Source organism: Micromonospora sp. NPDC092111 (genome assembly GCF_044755745.1).
Lineage (GTDB): Bacteria > Actinomycetota > Actinomycetes > Mycobacteriales > Micromonosporaceae > Micromonospora.
This window is the reverse complement of the sequence record NZ_JBIVRQ010000003.1, coordinates 365,003-382,198: the sequence shown is the minus strand read 5'-3', so window position 1 is coordinate 382,198 and position 17,196 is coordinate 365,003. Positions and strand designations below refer to the sequence as shown.

Annotated in this window: 12 protein-coding genes and 1 pseudogene; 4 read left to right on the top strand and 9 right to left on the bottom strand. The window is 72.1% G+C overall.

Annotated features, from left to right (window positions below):
- Positions 1–223: 223 nt before the first annotated feature.
- Together ACIQG9_RS10190 and uvrB are read right to left on the bottom strand one after the other, a co-directional pair.
- A pseudogene (locus ACIQG9_RS10190) lies at positions 224–1,078 on the bottom strand (helix-turn-helix domain-containing protein); the annotation flags it as partial.
- 196 nt (positions 1,079–1,274) lie between these two features.
- A complete protein-coding gene (gene uvrB / locus ACIQG9_RS10185) occupies positions 1,275–3,383 on the bottom strand; it encodes an excinuclease ABC subunit UvrB (protein WP_400399926.1) in 2,109 nt (702 codons plus the stop codon).
- Between the two features lie 481 nt (positions 3,384–3,864).
- On the opposite strand from uvrB, the gene ACIQG9_RS10180 reads away from it, so the two are divergent.
- Positions 3,865–5,412, top strand: a complete 1,548-nt coding sequence (locus ACIQG9_RS10180; protein ID WP_400399924.1) for a hypothetical protein — start codon at positions 3,865–3,867, stop codon at positions 5,410–5,412.
- A 4-nt stretch (positions 5,413–5,416) separates the two neighbouring features.
- Here ACIQG9_RS10180 and coaE read toward each other — a convergent pair whose 3' ends face one another.
- Complete coding sequence (gene coaE / locus ACIQG9_RS10175; RefSeq protein ID WP_400400121.1) at positions 5,417–6,604, bottom strand: dephospho-CoA kinase; 1,188 nt, start codon at positions 6,602–6,604, stop codon at positions 5,417–5,419.
- A gap of 949 nt (positions 6,605–7,553) precedes the next feature.
- Positions 7,554–9,047 carry a 30S ribosomal protein S1 gene (gene rpsA, locus ACIQG9_RS10170; protein ID WP_400399922.1) on the bottom strand — a complete coding sequence of 498 codons (1,494 nt, stop codon included), beginning with the start codon at positions 9,045–9,047 and terminating at the stop codon, positions 7,554–7,556.
- Positions 9,048–9,433: 386 nt separating this feature from the next.
- Here rpsA and ACIQG9_RS10165 point away from each other — a divergent pair, with 386 nt between their 5' ends.
- Genes ACIQG9_RS10165 through ACIQG9_RS10155 form a run of 3 tightly spaced genes read left to right on the top strand, consistent with a single transcriptional unit; the run spans position 9,434 to position 10,846 of the window.
- Positions 9,434–10,240 carry a class I SAM-dependent methyltransferase gene (locus tag ACIQG9_RS10165; protein ID WP_400399920.1) on the top strand — a complete coding sequence of 269 codons (807 nt, stop codon included), beginning with the start codon at positions 9,434–9,436 and terminating at the stop codon, positions 10,238–10,240.
- Between the two features lie 53 nt (positions 10,241–10,293).
- The gene (locus ACIQG9_RS10160) at positions 10,294–10,512 is read left to right on the top strand and encodes a DUF2945 domain-containing protein (RefSeq protein WP_400399918.1); all 219 of its coding nucleotides are present in this window, start codon (positions 10,294–10,296) and stop codon (positions 10,510–10,512) included.
- Positions 10,499–10,846: a DUF3140 domain-containing protein gene (locus ACIQG9_RS10155; protein ID WP_400399916.1), complete on the top strand. Its 348-nt coding sequence runs from the start codon at positions 10,499–10,501 to the stop codon at positions 10,844–10,846. The genes ACIQG9_RS10160 and ACIQG9_RS10155 overlap by 14 nt, the downstream gene beginning before the upstream one ends.
- 125 nt (positions 10,847–10,971) lie before the next feature.
- Here ACIQG9_RS10155 and ACIQG9_RS10150 read toward each other — a convergent pair whose 3' ends face one another.
- The 5 genes from ACIQG9_RS10150 to ACIQG9_RS10130 all read right to left on the bottom strand — a co-directional run bounded on the left by ACIQG9_RS10150 (position 10,972) and on the right by ACIQG9_RS10130 (position 17,166).
- Complete coding sequence (locus tag ACIQG9_RS10150; protein WP_400399914.1) at positions 10,972–11,532, bottom strand: isochorismatase family protein; 561 nt, start codon at positions 11,530–11,532, stop codon at positions 10,972–10,974.
- A gap of 77 nt (positions 11,533–11,609) precedes the next feature.
- Positions 11,610–14,309, bottom strand: coding sequence for a DNA polymerase I (polA, locus tag ACIQG9_RS10145; RefSeq protein WP_400399912.1), 2,700 nt, complete (start codon positions 14,307–14,309; stop codon positions 11,610–11,612).
- 158 nt (positions 14,310–14,467) lie between these two features.
- Positions 14,468–15,220, bottom strand: a complete 753-nt coding sequence (locus ACIQG9_RS10140) for an amino acid ABC transporter ATP-binding protein (RefSeq protein ID WP_400400119.1) — start codon at positions 15,218–15,220, stop codon at positions 14,468–14,470.
- A 53-nt stretch (positions 15,221–15,273) separates the two neighbouring features.
- Positions 15,274–16,254 (bottom strand): amino acid ABC transporter permease, encoded by a 981-nt coding sequence (locus ACIQG9_RS10135; protein ID WP_400399910.1) that lies wholly within the window; start codon positions 16,252–16,254, stop codon positions 15,274–15,276.
- 6 nt (positions 16,255–16,260) lie between these two features.
- Positions 16,261–17,166 carry an ABC transporter substrate-binding protein gene (locus ACIQG9_RS10130; protein ID WP_400399908.1) on the bottom strand — a complete coding sequence of 302 codons (906 nt, stop codon included), beginning with the start codon at positions 17,164–17,166 and terminating at the stop codon, positions 16,261–16,263.
- Between the last annotated feature and the right edge of the window lie 30 nt (positions 17,167–17,196).

The window sequence follows — 17,196 nt, the reverse complement described above, 5'->3', positions numbered from 1 at the left end:
GTGGTCAGCCCGAACCCGGCGGCCCCCAGGCCCGCAAACCGGCGTCGGCGCGCCCGTTCGCCGACCCCGGATCGTCCGGCTCCGCCTGGACCGCCGACGTCCCGGGTGCGGTGCCGCCGGGTTGCCCGGCGGCGGAATCCCGGCCCGCCGGACCGCCCTCGTCGCCGTCGGCGGCACCCGACCGATCGCCCGCCGCCGCGCCCTCGGGCGTCCCAGCGGCGTCGGCGGCCTTCCGGCCGAGCATTTCCAGCGTCTCCGCCGCGCCCAGCGCCGCGGCGGACAGCCAGCCCGTCATCCGTTCGTAACGGCTGACGTCGGCGTCGGAGACCAGCCGCACGTCGGTGGTCAGCGCTTCCAGCATGACGGTGCGCGGATCGGCCGGGTCCGGAAAGGAGTAGCACGAGAAGGCCGTCAACGGGTACGCCCCGCCGCGCGGCGCCGCCGTGCGAGGGACCACCCGGATCGTCACGTGCGGCAGCTCGGCCACCGCGACGAGCTGGGTCAACTGCTCCTGCCAGACGTCGGCGGGCAGGTCGACGGGAGCGCAGACGCCCTCGTCGAGCAGGGCCGTGTAGCGGGGTGGATCCGGCCGGCGCAACACCTCCTGCCGGGCGAGCCGGGCCCGCAGGTCGGCCTCGACGTCGACGTCCGGTTGCAGCAGCCGTCCGGCGGCGATCCGCAGCCGGGCGTAGCCCGGGGCCTGGAGCAGGCCGGGCAGGACGGCCGGCTGGTACTCCACGATGGTCGCCGCGCCCGCCTCCAGTTCGGCGTAGGTGCGCTGCCGCTCGCTCATCTCGCCGAGCGCCTTCCACCAGCCGCGCCCGGTCGCCGCGTCCCGGGCGATGACGATCAGCGCCTCACGCTGCGGCGACGGGACCTGGTAGACGTCGAGCAGGTCGAGGACGTCGGCGAGGTCGGGGCGGCTCTGCCCCAGCTCGATGCGGGACAGTTTGGAGGTGGAGGCCCAGCCCAACCGTCCGCAGACCTGCTCCAGGGTCAGCGCCTCCCGTCTGCGTAGCTGGCGCAGCTCGGCACCGAGCCGCGCGCGTCGGATGACAGGACTCGATGACAGTGGCATCCCGGCCTCCCCACGACGGAGGGTACGCAGGATAATCACCCAGGGCAACACTTTGCTTGCTCACCGCTACAAATATGTGAGTCAATGTCGGATCACCGGCCGACCCGGTCGGGGCCGGTACGTACCTGCCGCCCTCACCCGCCCGCCCGATCTCTCCCCGCAAGGACCAGACGTTGCCGGCGACTGGTCCTGGTCGTCACTTCACCCCGGCGGCGTCCATCCCGCGCAGTTCCTTCTTCAGGTCGGCGACCTCGTCCCGGATCCGCGCCGCCAGCTCGAACTGCAACTCCCGGGCGGCGGCGAGCATCTGGTCGTTGAGCTCCTGGATGAGCTGCGCCAGGTCGGCCCGGGCCATCCCCTCCCGGGACGGGGCGCCCGCGGTGCCCCGGCCGCGGCTGCGGGTCTCCCTGACCGGCGCCTTACCCCGGGAGAGCTGCCGGGCGGCCCCACCGACCCGCGAGTTCTCGGTGTCCTCCGCCTCGCGGTAGATGTCGTCCAGGATGTCGTGGATCTTCTTGCGCAGCGGCTCGGGGCTGATCCCGTGCGCCTCGTTGTGCGCGATCTGCTTGGCCCGCCGACGGTTCGTCTCGTCGATCGCCGACGCCATCGAGGGGGTGATCTTGTCGGCGTACATGTGTACCTGGCCGGAGACGTTCCGGGCGGCGCGGCCGATGGTCTGGATGAGCGACCGGCCGCTGCGCAGGAAGCCCTCCTTGTCGGCGTCCAGGATCGCCACCAGGGAGACCTCGGGCAGGTCGAGGCCCTCCCGGAGCAGGTTGATGCCGACCAGCACGTCGTAGTCGCCCTTGCGCAGCTCGCGCAGCAGCTCCACCCGGCGCAACGTGTCGACCTCGGAGTGCAGGTAGCGCACCCGGATGCCGTTCTCCAGGAGGTAGTCGGACAGATCCTCGGCCATCTTCTTGGTCAGCGTGGTGACCAGCACCCGCTCGTCGCGCTCGGTACGCAGCTTGATCTCGTGCATCAGGTCGTCGATCTGGCCCTTGGTCGGTTTGATCACGACCTCCGGGTCGATCAGGCCGGTCGGGCGGATCACCTGCTCGACGTACTCGCCCTGGGCCTGCTCCAGCTCCCACGGGCCGGGGGTGGCCGACAGGTAGACCATCTGGCCGACCCGCTCCAGGAACTCGTCGAACCGCAGCGGGCGGTTGTCGGCGGCGCTGGGCAGCCGGAAGCCGTGGTCGATCAGCATCCGCTTGCGGGACGCGTCGCCCTCGTACATGCCGCCGATCTGCGGGATGGTCACGTGTGACTCGTCGACGACGGTGAGGAAGTCGTCGGGGAAGTAGTCGAGCAGGCAGTGCGGCGGGCTGCCGGGCAGCCGGCCGTCGATGTGCATCGAGTAGTTCTCGATCCCGGAGCAGAAGCCGACCTGCCGCATCATCTCCAGGTCGTAGGTGGTGCGCATCCGCAGCCGCTGCGCCTCCAGCAGTTTGCCCTGCCGCTCCAGCTCGGCCAGCCGCTCGGTGAGCTCGGCCTCGATGTCGCGGGTCGCCCGCTCCATCCGTTCCGGACCGGCCGCGTAGTGGGTGGCCGGGAAGATCAACAGGTGGTCGACCTCCCTGACCACGTCTCCGGTGAGCGGGTTGAGGTAGTAGAGCTTCTCCACCTCGTCACCGAAGAACTCGATCCGCAGGGCGAGTTCCTCGTAGGCCGGGATGATCTCCAACGTGTCACCGCGGACCCGGAACGTGCCCCGGTTGAACGCCATGTCGTTGCGGGTGTACTGGATGTCCACCAGCCGGCGCAGCAGTTTGTCCCGCTCGACCTCCTGACCGACCCGGACCCGGACGGCCCGTTCGAGGTACTCCTCCGGGGTGCCCAGGCCGTAGATCGCCGAGACCGTCGCCACCACGATCGTGTCGCGCCGGGTGAGCAGCGACATGGTGGCCTTGTGCCGCAGCCGCTCGACCTCCTCGTTGATCGAGGAGTCCTTCTCGATGTAGGTGTCGGTCTGCGGGATGTACGCCTCGGGCTGGTAGTAGTCGTAGTAGGAGACGAAGTATTCCACCGCGTTGTGCGGGAGCAACTCGCCGAACTCCTTGGCGAGCTGGGCGCAGAGGGTCTTGTTGGGGGCGAGCACCAGGGTCGGCCGTTGCAGCCGCTCGACCAGCCACGCCGTGGTGGCACTCTTGCCGGTGCCGGTCGCGCCGAGCAGTACGGTGTTACGATCACCGCGCCGCACCCGACGCTCAAGATCATCAATGGCAGCCGGCTGGTCGCCGGCAGGCTGGAACTCGCTGACGACCTGGAAGCGGCCGTCGAGCCGGGGAATGTCGAGCGCCATGGACCCCACGGTACGCCGCAGGTCCGACACTCCGGCGCGACTACCGCCGGTCCCTGATCGGCTTCGATATTCCCATTGTGGGCCACATCTCAGAGCGCTAACCTGGACACCGTAGGCCGCTCGCGGCGGCCGACCGGGCCGGTGGCCGAGCCCTCGACAGGCTCCCACCCCCGGCACCTGGGGTCGCAGCACCCGGACATCACCGGCGTGCGCACCCCGCGTGGTCGCGCCCATGGCGCAGACCGGCCGCCGCGAGCGCCCCTGCGTCTGCGGCCCTACCTCCACCGCCCTGCGTCTGCGGTCCTGCCGCTGTGGTCCTGCGTCTGCGGCCCTGCCGCTGTGACCACCGCGCGTCGCTGTGCCACTCATCCGGGCGTCACTCGCACCCGCGCCGGCCGTTCAACCACTCGTGGAGACCACGCCCGAGCGGCCCCGGCGACATCGCCGGGGCCGGCACCACCAACCCGCCGGTCGGCGGCCCGTGCCCGACACCACCGAGGGGCCACCGGCCCGCCGGCGTACCACCCTGGTCGCCCTCGGCGTGATCGCCGCCGGCTCCGCCGCCGCCCTGGTGGCCGGCCTGCTGAGCTGGGCACCGGCACCGGCGGAACCGGCCCGGGCGCTGACCGACGGCGAGGCCGGGCGACTCGCCGCCACCCGGGTCACCACCTACCGGGACGTCCGGGCCGGGGTACGGGTCGCCGTCGGCACCGGCGCGGGCCGCACCGACCTGGTCGGCTGGGTCGACTGGTCGCGTCCGCTGGCCTACCTCGACGTGGGCGGGCCCGGCGCCGGCCAGGACCGGGGACTGGTGCAGGCGACGCCCTCGGCGGTGGTGGCCCGCCCCGACCCGGCGGCCGTCCTGGCCTCCGCCCGGCCGCCGTTGGTACCGCCCACCGACCACTGGCGGCGCCGGGACCTGCCGGCCGGCCGGGGCCTGGCCGGGGTGCTCGACGTGCTGTTCACGCTGGGTGCGGACCGGGCGGACCCGGCCGAGCCGCTGCGCCGTGGCGCCGGCCGCTGGGTCGACCGGGACGTCCTCGGCGGTGATCCGGTGGACGTCCTGCAGGCGCGGCTGTCCCCGCCCGCCCCGGTCGGCCCGGCCGCCTCCCCGGCCGCCCCGCAGGTGGCCGGCGACCGGGATCCCCGCTGGTGGGTCGACCGGGACGCCCGGCTGCGCCGCTGGGCGGGCCGGCTCCCCGACGGCACCCCGGTCACCGTGGAGCTGGACCGGGTCGACCGGCCGACGCTCCGACCGGTCGACGCGCTCGGCGGCCGGCCGGGACTGCCCCGGGCTCTCACCGACTCCGAGTCGGCCCGACTGGGCCGGCTGGCCGACCGGCTCCGCGCCTGCGCCGGGGCCATCGTCACCGTGGCGGCACCGCTCGGCAGCGCCGCCAACCTGCGGGGTGCCGGCTGGCTGAGCTGGTCCGGCGAGGTCGCCTACCTGTCGGTGTCCGAGCTGGACACGCTCGGCCGGCGGACGCTGCTGCGCCGGGACCGGGCCGGCTTCGCCCGGGCGGACGTACCGGTCGGGCCGGACCTCAGGGCCCCGGAGCCGCCGCTCGGCCCGCCGCTGCCGGCACCGGCCGAGGCCGGTTGGCGGACCGCCGGGCGGCCGACCGACGACCTGGACCTGCTGATCGACACGGCGCTGCTGACCGGCACCACGGCGGTACGGCCCGGCGCGGCGGTCCGGGTGCGCGGCGACCGGCTGGCCGGCCAGCCGGTGGACGTGATCGAGCTTCGCCACCAGAGCCTGCGGCTGCGCTACTGGCTGGACCGGTCGGGGCTGCTGCGCCGGCTGGAGCTGCGCACCCAGGGTGGGCTGTGGGCGCAGCTCGACCTGACCCCGGGGCCGGTGCCGGCGGGCGTCGTCCCGCCGCGCCCCGATCCGCCCCGCCCGGCCCCGCCGATCCCGCCGGCCGGGCCGAACCCGCCGATCTTACCGGCCGGGCCGAACCCGCCGACGCCACCGGCCGGAACCGACGCGCCGGTCCGACCGCCCGCGCAGCCGGCCACCGGTTGACCGGTCAGGGCCGCCAACCGGTCTGCGCGGCCCACTCCTCGGCCCGCAAATGCTCCTCGTCGAACCACGGGTCCTTGGCGGTGGCGTAGGCGCCGCTGTCCGGTGCCGACGCCGCCAGTTCCCGCTTCACCAGCAGGTAGGCGGCCCGCTGGTCGGGGTCGGCGCGCAGGTGGTCGCGCATCAGCAGGGCGTAGCGCCAGCCGGGCGAACCGGCGACCCGCAGGTGCAGGTGGACCGGCCGGGCCGGGTCGGCGCTGCCGTGCAGCCGCTTCTCCCAGCGCCCGCTGCCGGCCGGGCGCGGACTGTCCCACCACTCGCCGGGCAGCCGCGGGAACCCGGCGTCGGCGAGCCGGTCGGCCAGCGGCCCGTCCGCGTCGGCCAGTGACGGCACGGTGAGCTGCACGTCGATCACGTCCTTCGCGGCGAGCCCCGGGACGGCGGTCGAGCCGATGTGGTCGACCCGCAGGTCGGCGGGGGCGACCGCGTGCCCGATCCGGGCGGCGAGCCGGGCGTACTGTTGCGGCCAGGTCGGGTCGGGCTCGGTCAGCGCCACCCGCGACGTCCCCACCCGGACCGCGCGGCGTTCCCGCACGTTGCGCTCGTAGGGCAGCAGCCGGTCCCGCCAGAGGGCGTCCACGGCCACGTGCAGCTCGTCGAGGCGGCCGTCGTTGTCGAGGACGACGTCGGCCGCGGCCCGGCGGCGGGCGTCGTCGGCCTGGGCCGCGATCCGCCGCTCGGCCTCCGCGCGGGGCATTCCCCGGTCCCGCTCCAGCCGCTCCAGCCGGGTGGCCACCGCCGTCTGCACGACCACCACCAGGTGGTACGTCGGCGCGAGCCCCACCTCGACCAGCAGCGGCACGTCGTTGACCACCACCGCGTCGGCGGACGCCGTGGCGAACAACTCGGCGGCCCGGGCCCGCACCCGGGGATGGGTGATCGCCTCCAACCGCAGCCGGGCGGTCTCGTCGCCGAAGACGAGCGCGCCCAGCGCGGCCCGGTCCAGCGCCCCGTCGGCGTCCAGGATCCGGTCGGAGAAGGCGGCGACGATCTCGGCCAGCCCCGCGCTGCCCGGTGCGACCACCTCCCGGGCGATCCGGTCGGAGTCGACGATCACCGCCCCGCGCGCGGCCAGCCGGGTCGCCACCGCGCTCTTGCCGGACCCGATGCCACCGGTCAACCCCACCCTCAGCACCGGACCAGTCAACCGGATCGACACCCGGCACACCACACCGGCCCCGACCGGACGCCCGTGACGCCCGCGCGCCTGGTGCGGCGTCCACGAACGCTTGCCGGGTCCGGTCCGCCCCCACCCGACCACGACCCGCACCGGGCCGCGATCGCGGCTGACTGGCCTGCCTGGCGATGCCGCCCTCACCCGCCCGCCGATCGCCCCCGCCCGATCGCTCCCCGCCACCTGCAACACGAACGATCGTGTCGCGCTGCCTCCCCTTGGGTGCGTTTGTTGCTGCGATGGCGACAACAGATGCACCCGAAGCGGCGGAAGCCCTGGTGTAACCCGTTGCGGTGGCGACATGCCCGCCCCCGTTCGGTGACTATGTCCGCTTTAGCGGCCTGGCCTGGCCAGGCCAGGCCAGAGGCCAGAGGCCAGAGGCCAAGGGTCAGAGGCCAAGGGTCAGAGGCCAGAGGCCTGGGTCGGGGGCCTGGGTCGGGGGCCAGGGGCAGGGGCCAGGGGCCGGGGGCAGGACCCGGACCGGGTTGGTTGTCCGTTGTCGGGGTCTGTGCGCGGGTTCTGGGTGACGGCGGCACGCTGGTGGCGGCATGGTGCCGGGCCCTCGGCACACGACTTCGTCCGCGAAACCGGAAGTTCCTGGCGAAAGTCCTCGCTCGTCGGGGGGACGTCCGGTTCCGATATGCCACTCCGACATAAGAATGACACCGTGGCATATCCGCTTTTCGGGAATGTTCGCCCCGAGCGCGGTCGACTCGGTACGGAGACCCACGACGGCCTTCGGGCCCAACCGGTAGGACGGGGATCGGGCCAACCGGTAAGACGGGGATCGGACCAACCGGTAAGACGGGGATCGGGCCACGCGGGAGAAGGCTCGGGTAACGGCGAGAGCCCCGCCCCCGGCGACCCGGTGGTACCGGGTCGGGGGGCGGGGCCCGTCGTCGTCAGCGGGTCACTTGCCGCCGGCGAGCTTCTCCCGCAGCGCGGCGAGCGCCTCGTCGGTGGCCAGGGTGCCGGCCGGCTCCTCGGCCGGCCGGCTCGGGGCCGAGCTGGTCGAGGTGGTGGTGCCGCCGGTGGACACGGGCGGAGCCGGGTTGGCAGCGGCCTCGGCGTCGGCGGCCCGGGAGGTCTGCACCTGCTTGGTGTGGGCCTCCCAGCGCTGACGGGCCTCGGCGTACTGGTTCTCCCAGGTCTCGCGCTGCTTGTCGTACCCCTCGAGCCACTCGCCCGTCTCCGGGTCGAAGCCCTCCGGGTAGATGTAGTTGCCCTCGGTGTCGTACGTCGCGGCCATGCCGTAGAGGGTCGGGTCGAAGTGCTCCTCGCCCTCGACGAAGCCCTCGTTAGCCTGCTTGAGCGACAGCGAGATGCGGCGGCGCTCCAGGTCGATGTCGATGACCTTGACCATGACCTCGGAGCCGACCTGCACGACCTGCTCCGGGATCTCCACGTGGCGCTCGGCCAGCTCGGAGATGTGGACCAGGCCCTCGATGCCGTCGTCCACCCGGACGAAGGCGCCGAACGGCACCAGCTTGGTGACCTTACCCGGCACGATCTGCTGGATCGCGTGGGTACGGGCGAACTGCCGCCACGGGTCTTCCTGGGTCGCCTTCAGCGACAGCGAGACCCGCTCGCGGTCCAGGTCGACGTCCAGGACCTCGACCTCGACCTCCTGGCCCACCTCGACGACCTCGGACGGGTGGTCGATGTGCTTCCAGGAGAGCTCGGAGACGTGCACCAGGCCGTCCACGCCGCCCAGGTCGACGAACGCGCCGAAGTTGACGATCGAAGAGACGACGCCCTTGCGGACCTGGCCCTTCTGCAGCTTGTTGAGGAACTCGGTGCGCACCTCGGACTGCGTCTGCTCCAGCCAGGCCCGGCGGGACAGGACCACGTTGTTGCGGTTCTTGTCCAGCTCGATGATCTTGGCTTCGAGCTCGCGGCCGACGTACGGCTGCAGGTCGCGCACCCGCCGCATCTCGACCAGGGAGGCGGGCAGGAAGCCGCGCAGCCCGATGTCGAGGATGAGGCCACCCTTGACCACCTCGATGACCGAACCGCGGACGACGCCGTCCTCGTCCTTGATCTTCTCGATCGTGCCCCAGGCCCGCTCGTACTGCGCCCGCTTCTTGGAGAGGATCAGACGACCCTCCTTGTCCTCCTTCTGGAGGACGAGGGCCTCGATGTGGTCACCGACCGAGACGACCTCGGCGGGGTCCACGTCGTGCTTGATCGACAACTCCCGAGAGGGAATGACGCCCTCGGTCTTGTAGCCGATGTCGAGCAGGACCTCGTCCCGATCGACCTTGACGACGGTGCCTTCGACAATGTCGCCGTCGTTGAAGTACTTGATGGTCTCGTCGATCGCGGCGAGGAAAGCCTCCTCGGAACCGAGATCGTCGTGGGTGACCCGGGTGGCGCTCGAGGGGGCCTCGATGCTGCTCGTCATGTGGGCGGTTGCTCCGGTCGGATGGGTTGTCACAGCAGGCGTGGCGTCGCGGTGACCTGTTCGCGCCAGCGGATCCGCCGCCGGGCACACCGAACGATCGCCAAGTGAAGATCATTAGTGCTCCGGTGACCGCGCACCTGCTCCCTGCCGAGGTACACGATCCGCGAGCGCATCGTCTAGCCTACCCGCTGCATTACCACAGCGTGCAAGCCCTCCCGTGTCCTCGCGACCTCGTCACCTGCGAAAGCGGAGATTTCGGTGGGAAAGCGCCTCCGGTGTCTCGTGCGTCACATCCACCCCACGGGTACGACAGCGTACGGCCGTCCGGCGCGCCACGCACGGCGGGGTCTGCCGGGCCGGACCGGCGCAGGGCCTAGCGTGAGCGGGTGGACGACGACGAGCGGGTGACCCGGCGCCGGGTCGGCGACGCGGAGGCGCGACGGGCCAACCGTGGCTGGTGGGACGCCGACGCCGACGACTACCAGGCCGAGCACGGCGCCTTCCTCGGCGAGGTGGACTTCGTCTGGTGCCCGGAGGGGCTGCGGGAGACCGACGCCCGGCTGCTCGGCGAGGTCGCCGGACGGCGGGTGCTGGAGGTCGGCTGCGGAGCCGCGTCCTGTGCCCGCTGGCTGGCCACCCAGGGTGCCCGGCCGGTCGCCTTCGACCTCTCCGCCGGCATGTTGCGGCACGCGGTCCGGGCCGCCGGCGCCACCGGGGTACGCGTCCCGCTGGTGCAGGCCGACGCGCTGGCCCTGCCCTTCGCCGACGGCTCGTTCGACACCGCCTGCACCGCGTTCGGGGCGATCCCGTTCGTCGACGACTCGGCCGCGCTGATGGCCGAGGTGCACCGGGTGCTGCGGCCCGGCGGACGCTGGGTCTTCTCGGTGACCCATCCGATGCGCTGGATCTTCCTCGACGACCCGGGCGAGGGCGGGCTGACCGCCGTGCACTCCTACTTCGACCGCTCCCCCTACGTCGAGCAGGACGAGCGGGGGCTGGCCAGCTACGTCGAGCAGCACCGCACCCTCGGCGACCGGATCCGCGAGCTGACCGGCGCGGGGTTCCGGCTGCGGGACCTGGTGGAGCCGGAGTGGCCGACGGGACACGAGGGGACCTGGGGGCAGTGGAGCCCGCTGCGCGGCCGGCTCTTCCCCGGCACCGCCATCTTCGTCACCGAGAAGCCGGCCGACTGACCAGGCCGGGGATCCCGTCGTTTCCGGGCACCGACGGCGGGTACCCGGACGGCATGGCCGAGCAGAGGTTCCGCAAGGGTGACCACGTCTCCTGGGCCAGCCACAGCGGCCGCGCCCACGGGGTGGTGCAGGAGGAGCTCACCGAGCGTACGCACGTGCGCGGGCACACCGTGAACGCCTCCCTGGACGACCCGCAGTACCGGATCCGCCACGACGACTCGGGGCGGGACGTCGCCCACCGGCCGGAGGTGCTGCGCCATGAGCCGAGGTGAGGACCCGCAGGAGACCTACCGGGACTTCACCGAAGCGGTGAACATGAAGCCCGGCGAACTCTCCTCCTGGTTGCAGACCGACGAGTCCAAGCAGGTCGGCTGGCACAAGGGGGGCCGATCCGGCGGCGGCGAGTCGGTCGGGCACTCGTCCGGCCGACGGATCGTCGACCTGCTCCGCCGCAAGCGGGCCGAGTTCTCCGCCACCGACTACCAGCACATGCGCAAGGTGGTCGGCTACGTGCACCGGCACCTGGCGCAGCGGCCCTCCGGCGACGTCCGGAACACGAAGTGGCGCTGGTCGTTGATGAACTGGGGCCACGACCCGTTGCGGTGACCGGGACAGCGGCCCGTCGTCGCCGCCGGTGCGTCACCGTCAACCCCAGCCGCGTCGCGGACCGATGCCGGGTGGCGGCCCGGAAGCCGCCCGGCCGCCACCCGGCGTGGGTCAGGCCGGGTGGGTCAGGCCGGGGTGGCGAAGTCGACGTCCTTGGTCTCTACCGTGCCGGCCGTCCGCCCCGGGGCCGCCTGGTGGGCCCAGTACAGGTTGGTGTGCGCGACCACCTGCTCCGGCGCCGGGGCACCCCACGCGGTCAGGTCCTCGGTGGTGTGGGCGTCGCTGACCAGCGTCGCGTCGTACCCCCGGACGAACGCGCCGTGCAGCGTCGACCGGATGCAGGCGTCGGTCTGCGCGCCCACCACGACCAGCCGCCCGACCCGCAGGCCGGCCAGCACCGACTCCAGCGTGGTGTCCTCGAAGGAGTCGCCGTAGTGCTTCTCGACCAGCGGCTCGGCGTCGCCCGGGACCAGCTCGGGGACGATCCGCCAGTCGTCACTGCCCCGGACGAGCTGGGCGTCGGAGTGCTGCACCCAGACGACCGGCACACCCTCGTGTCGTGCCTTCTCCACCAGGCCGGCGATGTTGGCGACGACGTCGTCACGCCGGTACGCCTCCGCGACGACGCCGTTCTGTACGTCGACGACGAGCAGTGCGCTGTGCGGCCGGTCTTCGAGTGTGGTCATGTCTCCCCCTTGGCGTGCTCGACTTCCTGCGCCAGGCAGGCTAGCCCCACCCACCGACACCGACGCGAACGCGCGGGCTAGTGGTCGGCGCTGTTCCAGTCCCGGCCCTCGCCGACGGAGACCTCCAGCGGCACCGACAGCGGGTACGCCTCGCCCATCTCCCGCCGGACCAGCGCCTCCAGGGTTTCGCGCTCGCCGGGGGCGACCTCGAAGACCAACTCGTCGTGCACCTGGAGCAGCATCCGGGAAGCCAGCCCGGCGCCGCGCAGCGCGGTGTCGACGTGCAGCATGGCGACCTTGATGATGTCGGCCGCCGAGCCCTGAATGGGGGCGTTGAGCGCCATCCGCTCGGCCATCTCCCGGCGCTGCCGGTTGTCACTGACCAGGTCGGGCAGGTAGCGGCGGCGACCGAGGATGGTGGAGGTGTAGCCGTCCTGGCGGGCCCGGGCCACCACCTCGTGCAGGTAGTCGCGGACCCCGCCGAAGCCGGCGAAGTAGTTGTCCATCAGCCCGCGCGCCTCCTCGGCGCTGATCCCGAGCTGCTGGGACAGGCCGAAGGCGCTCAGCCCGTACGCCAGGCCGTAGTTCATCGCCTTGATCTTGCGGCGCTGGTCGGCGGTGACCTCGCCGACCGGCACACCGAAGACGGACGAGGCGGTGGCGGCGTGGAAGTCGAGCCCGGAGTTGAACGCCTCGATCAGCGCGTCGTCCGACGACAGGTGCGCCATGATCCGCATCTCGATCTGGCTGTAGTCGGCGGTGAGCAGGCACTCGTAGCCCTCCCCCACCACGAAGGCCCGGCGGATCCGCCGGCCCTCCTCGGTGCGGATCGGGATGTTCTGCAGGTTGGGCTCGGTGGAGGAGAGCCGCCCGGTGGCCGCCACCGTCTGGTTGAAGGTGGTGTGGATCCGGCCGTCGTCGGAGACCGACTTGAGCAGCCCGTCGACCGTCGACTTCAGCTTGGCCACGTCCCGGTGCCGCAGCAGGTGCGCCAGCACCGGGTGCGGGTTCTGCGCGTGGAGCCACTGGAGCGCGTCGGCGTCGGTGGTGTAGCCGGTCTTGATCTTCTTGGTCTTGGGCAGGCCCAGCTCGGTGAAGAGGATCTCCTGCAACTGCTTCGGCGAGCCCAGGTTGAACTCCCGCCCGACCGCGACGTACGCGCCCTGCGCGGCGGCCTTCACCTCGGCGGCGAAGTGCGCCTCCAACTCGGAGAGGTAGTGCGTGTCGGCGGCGATGCCGGTGATCTCCAGGCCGGCGAGCACCCGCATCAGCGGCAGCTCCACCCCGGCCATCAGCCGCGCGGACTGCTCGCCGTCGCGGGACAGCTCGGCGTCGATCGCGTCGGCCAGGTCGAGGGTGGCTCGGGCCTGGAGCATGAGGTTCTGCTCGGCCACCCCCTCGTCGCCCAGCCCGTCGAGGGTGAGCTGGCCGGTCTCCGGGGCGTCGACCCGCAGCTCGCGGTGCAGGTAACGCAGGGCGAGGTCGGTCAGGTCGTAGGAACGCTGGTCAGGACGGGCCAGGTAGGCGGCGATCTGGGTGTCCCGGGCGATGCCCGCCAGGGCCCAGCCGTGGGCGGCGAAGGCGAGCAGCGCGGGCTTGCTGTCGTGCAGCACCTTGGGCCGTTCGGCGTCGGCCAGCCAGGCCGCCAGCGCCGTCTCGTCGGCGGGCACCAGACCGGCCGGGTCGACCCAGGCGGCGGCCCCACCGGCGGTGGCCAGGGCCAGGCCGGTCACCGAGGCGGTGTGCCGGCGGTTGGGACCGGTGTCGAGCTTGGCGGCCACCCCGACGGCGGCGCCGGTCGGGGCGTGCGTCGCCAGCCAGTCGGCCAGCGCGCCGGGCTCGGTGAGCACCTCGCCGGCCAGGTCGAAGCCGGACTCGGCCTCCGGCTCGACGGCCTCCAGGTACTGGTAGAGCCGGTCGCGGAGGATCCGGAACTGGAGGGTGTCGAAGACCTGGTGCACGGCCTCGCGGTCCCAGCCCTGCCAGCGGGCGTCCTCGGGACGCAGCGGCAGCTCCAGGTCGGAGACCAGGCAGTTGATCTCGTAGTTGCGGATCACGTCGGCGAGCCGCTCGCGTAGGCTGTCGCCGGCCTTGCCCTTGATCTCGTCGGCCCGGGCGATCACACCCTCGACCCCGCCGTACGTGGTGATCCACTTGGCGGCCGTCTTCGGGCCGACGCCGGGGATGCCGGGCAGGTTGTCGCTGGTCTCGCCGACCAGCGCGGCCAGGTCGCGGTAGCGCTGCGGGCCGACGCCGTACTTGGCCTCGATCGCGGCCGGGTCCATCCGGGCCAGGTCGGAGACGCCCTTGCGCGGGTAGAGCACGGTCACCTGGTCGCCGACGAGTTGGAACGCGTCCCGGTCGCCGGTGCTGATCAACACCTGCATGCCCTGGTCGCGGGCCTGGCACGCGAGGGTGGCGATGACGTCGTCGGCCTCGTAGCCCTCCCGCTCGACGACCGGGATGCGCAGCGCGTCGAGGACCTCCTTGACCAGGCTGACCTGGCCCTTGAAGTCGGTCGGGGTCTCGCTGCGGCCGGCCTTGTACTCGGCGTACTTCTCGGTGCGGAAGGAGCGGCGGGACACGTCGAAGGCGACCACGATGTGGGTCGGCTGCTCGTCGCGGAGCACGTTGATCAGCATCGAGGTGAAGCCGTAGACCGCGTTGGTCGGCTGCCCGGTCGTGGTGGAGAAGTTCTCCACCGGCAGGGCGAAGAACGCCCGGTATGCCAGGGAGTGTCCGTCGACGAGAAGCAGGCGCGGCGTCGTAGCTGTCACGGCAGCGACTCTAGTCCGTACCGCCGACATCCCCGGGCGGCGGCACGGCGGACACCCACGGTCGACGCCGGGTCGGGCCGGACGCCGGGCCCGCAGCGGGACGTACCCGGGCGAACCGGCGGCCCGGCGCGGCGGCGGACGCCGCGCCGGGCCGGCGGTCAGAGCACCTTGGCCAGGAACGCCTTGGTCCGGTCGTGCTGTGGGTTGGCGATCACCTCGCGGGGGTCGCCGGCCTCGACCACCACGCCGCCGTCCATGAAGACCAGCTTGTCGCCGACCTCCCGGGCGAAACCGATCTCGTGGGTCACCACGATCATGGTCATCCCGTCCCGGGCCAGGTCCTTCATCACGTCCAGCACCTCACCGACCAGCTCCGGGTCGAGCGCGCTGGTCGGCTCGTCGAAGAGCATCAGCTTCGGCCGCATGGCCAGCGCCCGGGCGATCGCCACCCGCTGCTGCTGCCCACCGGAGAGCTGACCCGGGTACGCCCCGAGCTTGTCGCCCAGCCCCACCCGCTCCAGCAACTGCGCGGCCCGCTCCCGGGCCGCCGCCTTCTTCTCCCGGCCCAGCAGCACCGGGGCCTCGACCACGTTGCCCAGCACCGTCATGTGCGGGAAGAGGTTGAAGCGCTGGAACACCATGCCGATCGCCCGGCGCTGCGCGGCCACCTCCTTCTCCCGCAGCTCGTGCAGCTTGCCGCCGCGCTCCCGGTAGCCGATCAGGTCGCCGTCCACCCGGATCGAACCGGCGTTGATCTTCTCCAGGTGGTTGATGCAGCGCAGGAAGGTCGACTTGCCGGAGCCGGACGGCCCCAGCAGGCAGCACACCTCCCCGGCGCGGACCTTCAGGTCGATGCCCTTGAGCACCTCCAGCGGCCCGAACGCCTTGTGCACCTGCTCGGCTTGGACCATCACGCCGGACTCGGCGGCCGGCACGCCGGCCTGGGCCGGAACGATCAGCTCGGTCACGGCTCCACCTTCCCCGCGGTCCCGCCCGTCTCCGCCGTCATCCCCCGCAGCCGCAACCGGGCCCGCCCGGCCGGGCCGTAGCCCTTGCCGAAATGCCGCTCCAGGAAATACTGCCCCACCAGCAGGATGCTGGTCAGGAACAGGTACCACAGGCAGGCCGCCACATACATCGGGAAGATCTGGAAGGTCCGCTTGCCCACCGCGTCGAGCTGGAAGAACAGCTCCACGCTCACCGGTACGTAGAGCAGCAGCGAGGTGTCCTTCAGCATCGCGATGGTCTCGTTGCCGGTCGGCGGGATGATCACCCGCATCGCCTGCGGCAGCACCACCCGACGCAGCAGTTGGCCCCGGCTCATGCCCAGCGCCTGGGCCGCCTCGCTCTGCCCCTCGTCGACCGACTGGATGCCGGCCCGGACGATCTCGGCCATGTAGGCCGCCTCGGAGAGCGCGAGCCCCAGCAGGCCGGCCATGAAGCCGGTGAGGATGTCCCGGGAGGAGAACCCGAACAGCCGCAGTTGCAGGTTGTCGATGCCGAAGAGCTGACCGAGCTGGGTGTCGAACGGCACCCCGAACTCGATCCGGCTCCACAGGATGCCGATGTTGCCGAACACCGCCAGCAGCACCAGCCGGGGCACCGCCCGGAAGAACCAGGTGTAGAGCCAGGCCACCCCACGCAGGATCGGGTTGTCGGACAGCCGCATCACGGCCACCACCACGCCCAGCGTGACCCCGATCAGCATCGCGGTCACCGTCATCAGCACCGTGCCGCGCAGCAGCCCCTCGATGATCGGCGGGCGGAACATCTTGTCCACCATGAACGACCAGTTGAAGGCGTCGTTGGTGACCAGCAGATGGACGAACATGGCGACCAGCACGGCCAGCACGGCGACCGCGACCCAGCGCCCCGGGTGCCGTACGGGCACGGCGCGGATAGGCTCCGGCCGCGCCCGTACGGTGGTTGTCTCGTGGGTTTCCATGACTCGTTACGGGTTGATCGCGGGGTCCGTGATCGCGCCGTCCGCCACCTTCCACTTGTCGAGCACCGTCTTGTACGACCCGTCGGCGATCAGCGCCTTGGTCGCGTCCCGGACCGCCTCGGCGAACGCCGCCTGGTCCTTGCTGACCACGTAGCCGTACGGGGCCGCCTCGTACTGCTTGTCGAGCAGGTCGAGGGCGCCGTTGGACTGGGTCACCGCGTACACCCCGACCGGGTAGTCGGCGAGCATCGCGTCGTCCTTGCCGGAGACCACCGCGGCGGTCGCGGCGTCCTGACCGGGGAACTGCTCGATGGTGATCGCCGGCTTGCCGGCGTCGGTGCACGTCTTGGACCGCTTCTGGACGTCCTCGACCTGGACGGTGTCCTTCTGCACGGCGATCTTCTTGCCGCAGGCATCGTCGATCTTGACGCCGGCCGGGTTGCCCTTCTTGGTCACCCACTGGGTGCCGACCTGGAAGTAGCTGACCATGTTGGCCTGCTGCTTGCGCTCGTCGTTGATGGTGAAGGACGAGACGCCGACCTCGTACTTGCCGGTGCTCACGCCCGAGATGATGTCGCCGAACGGGGCGGAGACGAACTCCGCCTTGAGGCCCAGCTTCTGGGCGACGGCGCTGAACAGCTCCACGTCGAAACCGATGACCGTCTTGCCGTCGGCGTCGAGGAACTCCGCCGGGGCGTACGTGGAGTCGGTGCCCACGACGATCTTGCCATCGGACTTGATGGCGGCGGGCACCTTGTCCGCGAGGGACGTGTCGGCCGACGCGCTGACCGAGGCGCCGCCACCGGGCTGCTCGGTGTTCTCCTCCTCGCCGCAGGCGGCGAGGGAGAACAAGAGTGCGGTCGCGCCGGCGACGCCGAACGCCGCCCGCCGACCAGGGGTGAGGTGGAACATGGGTGTACTCCTTTGCGAGGGGGGCGACGG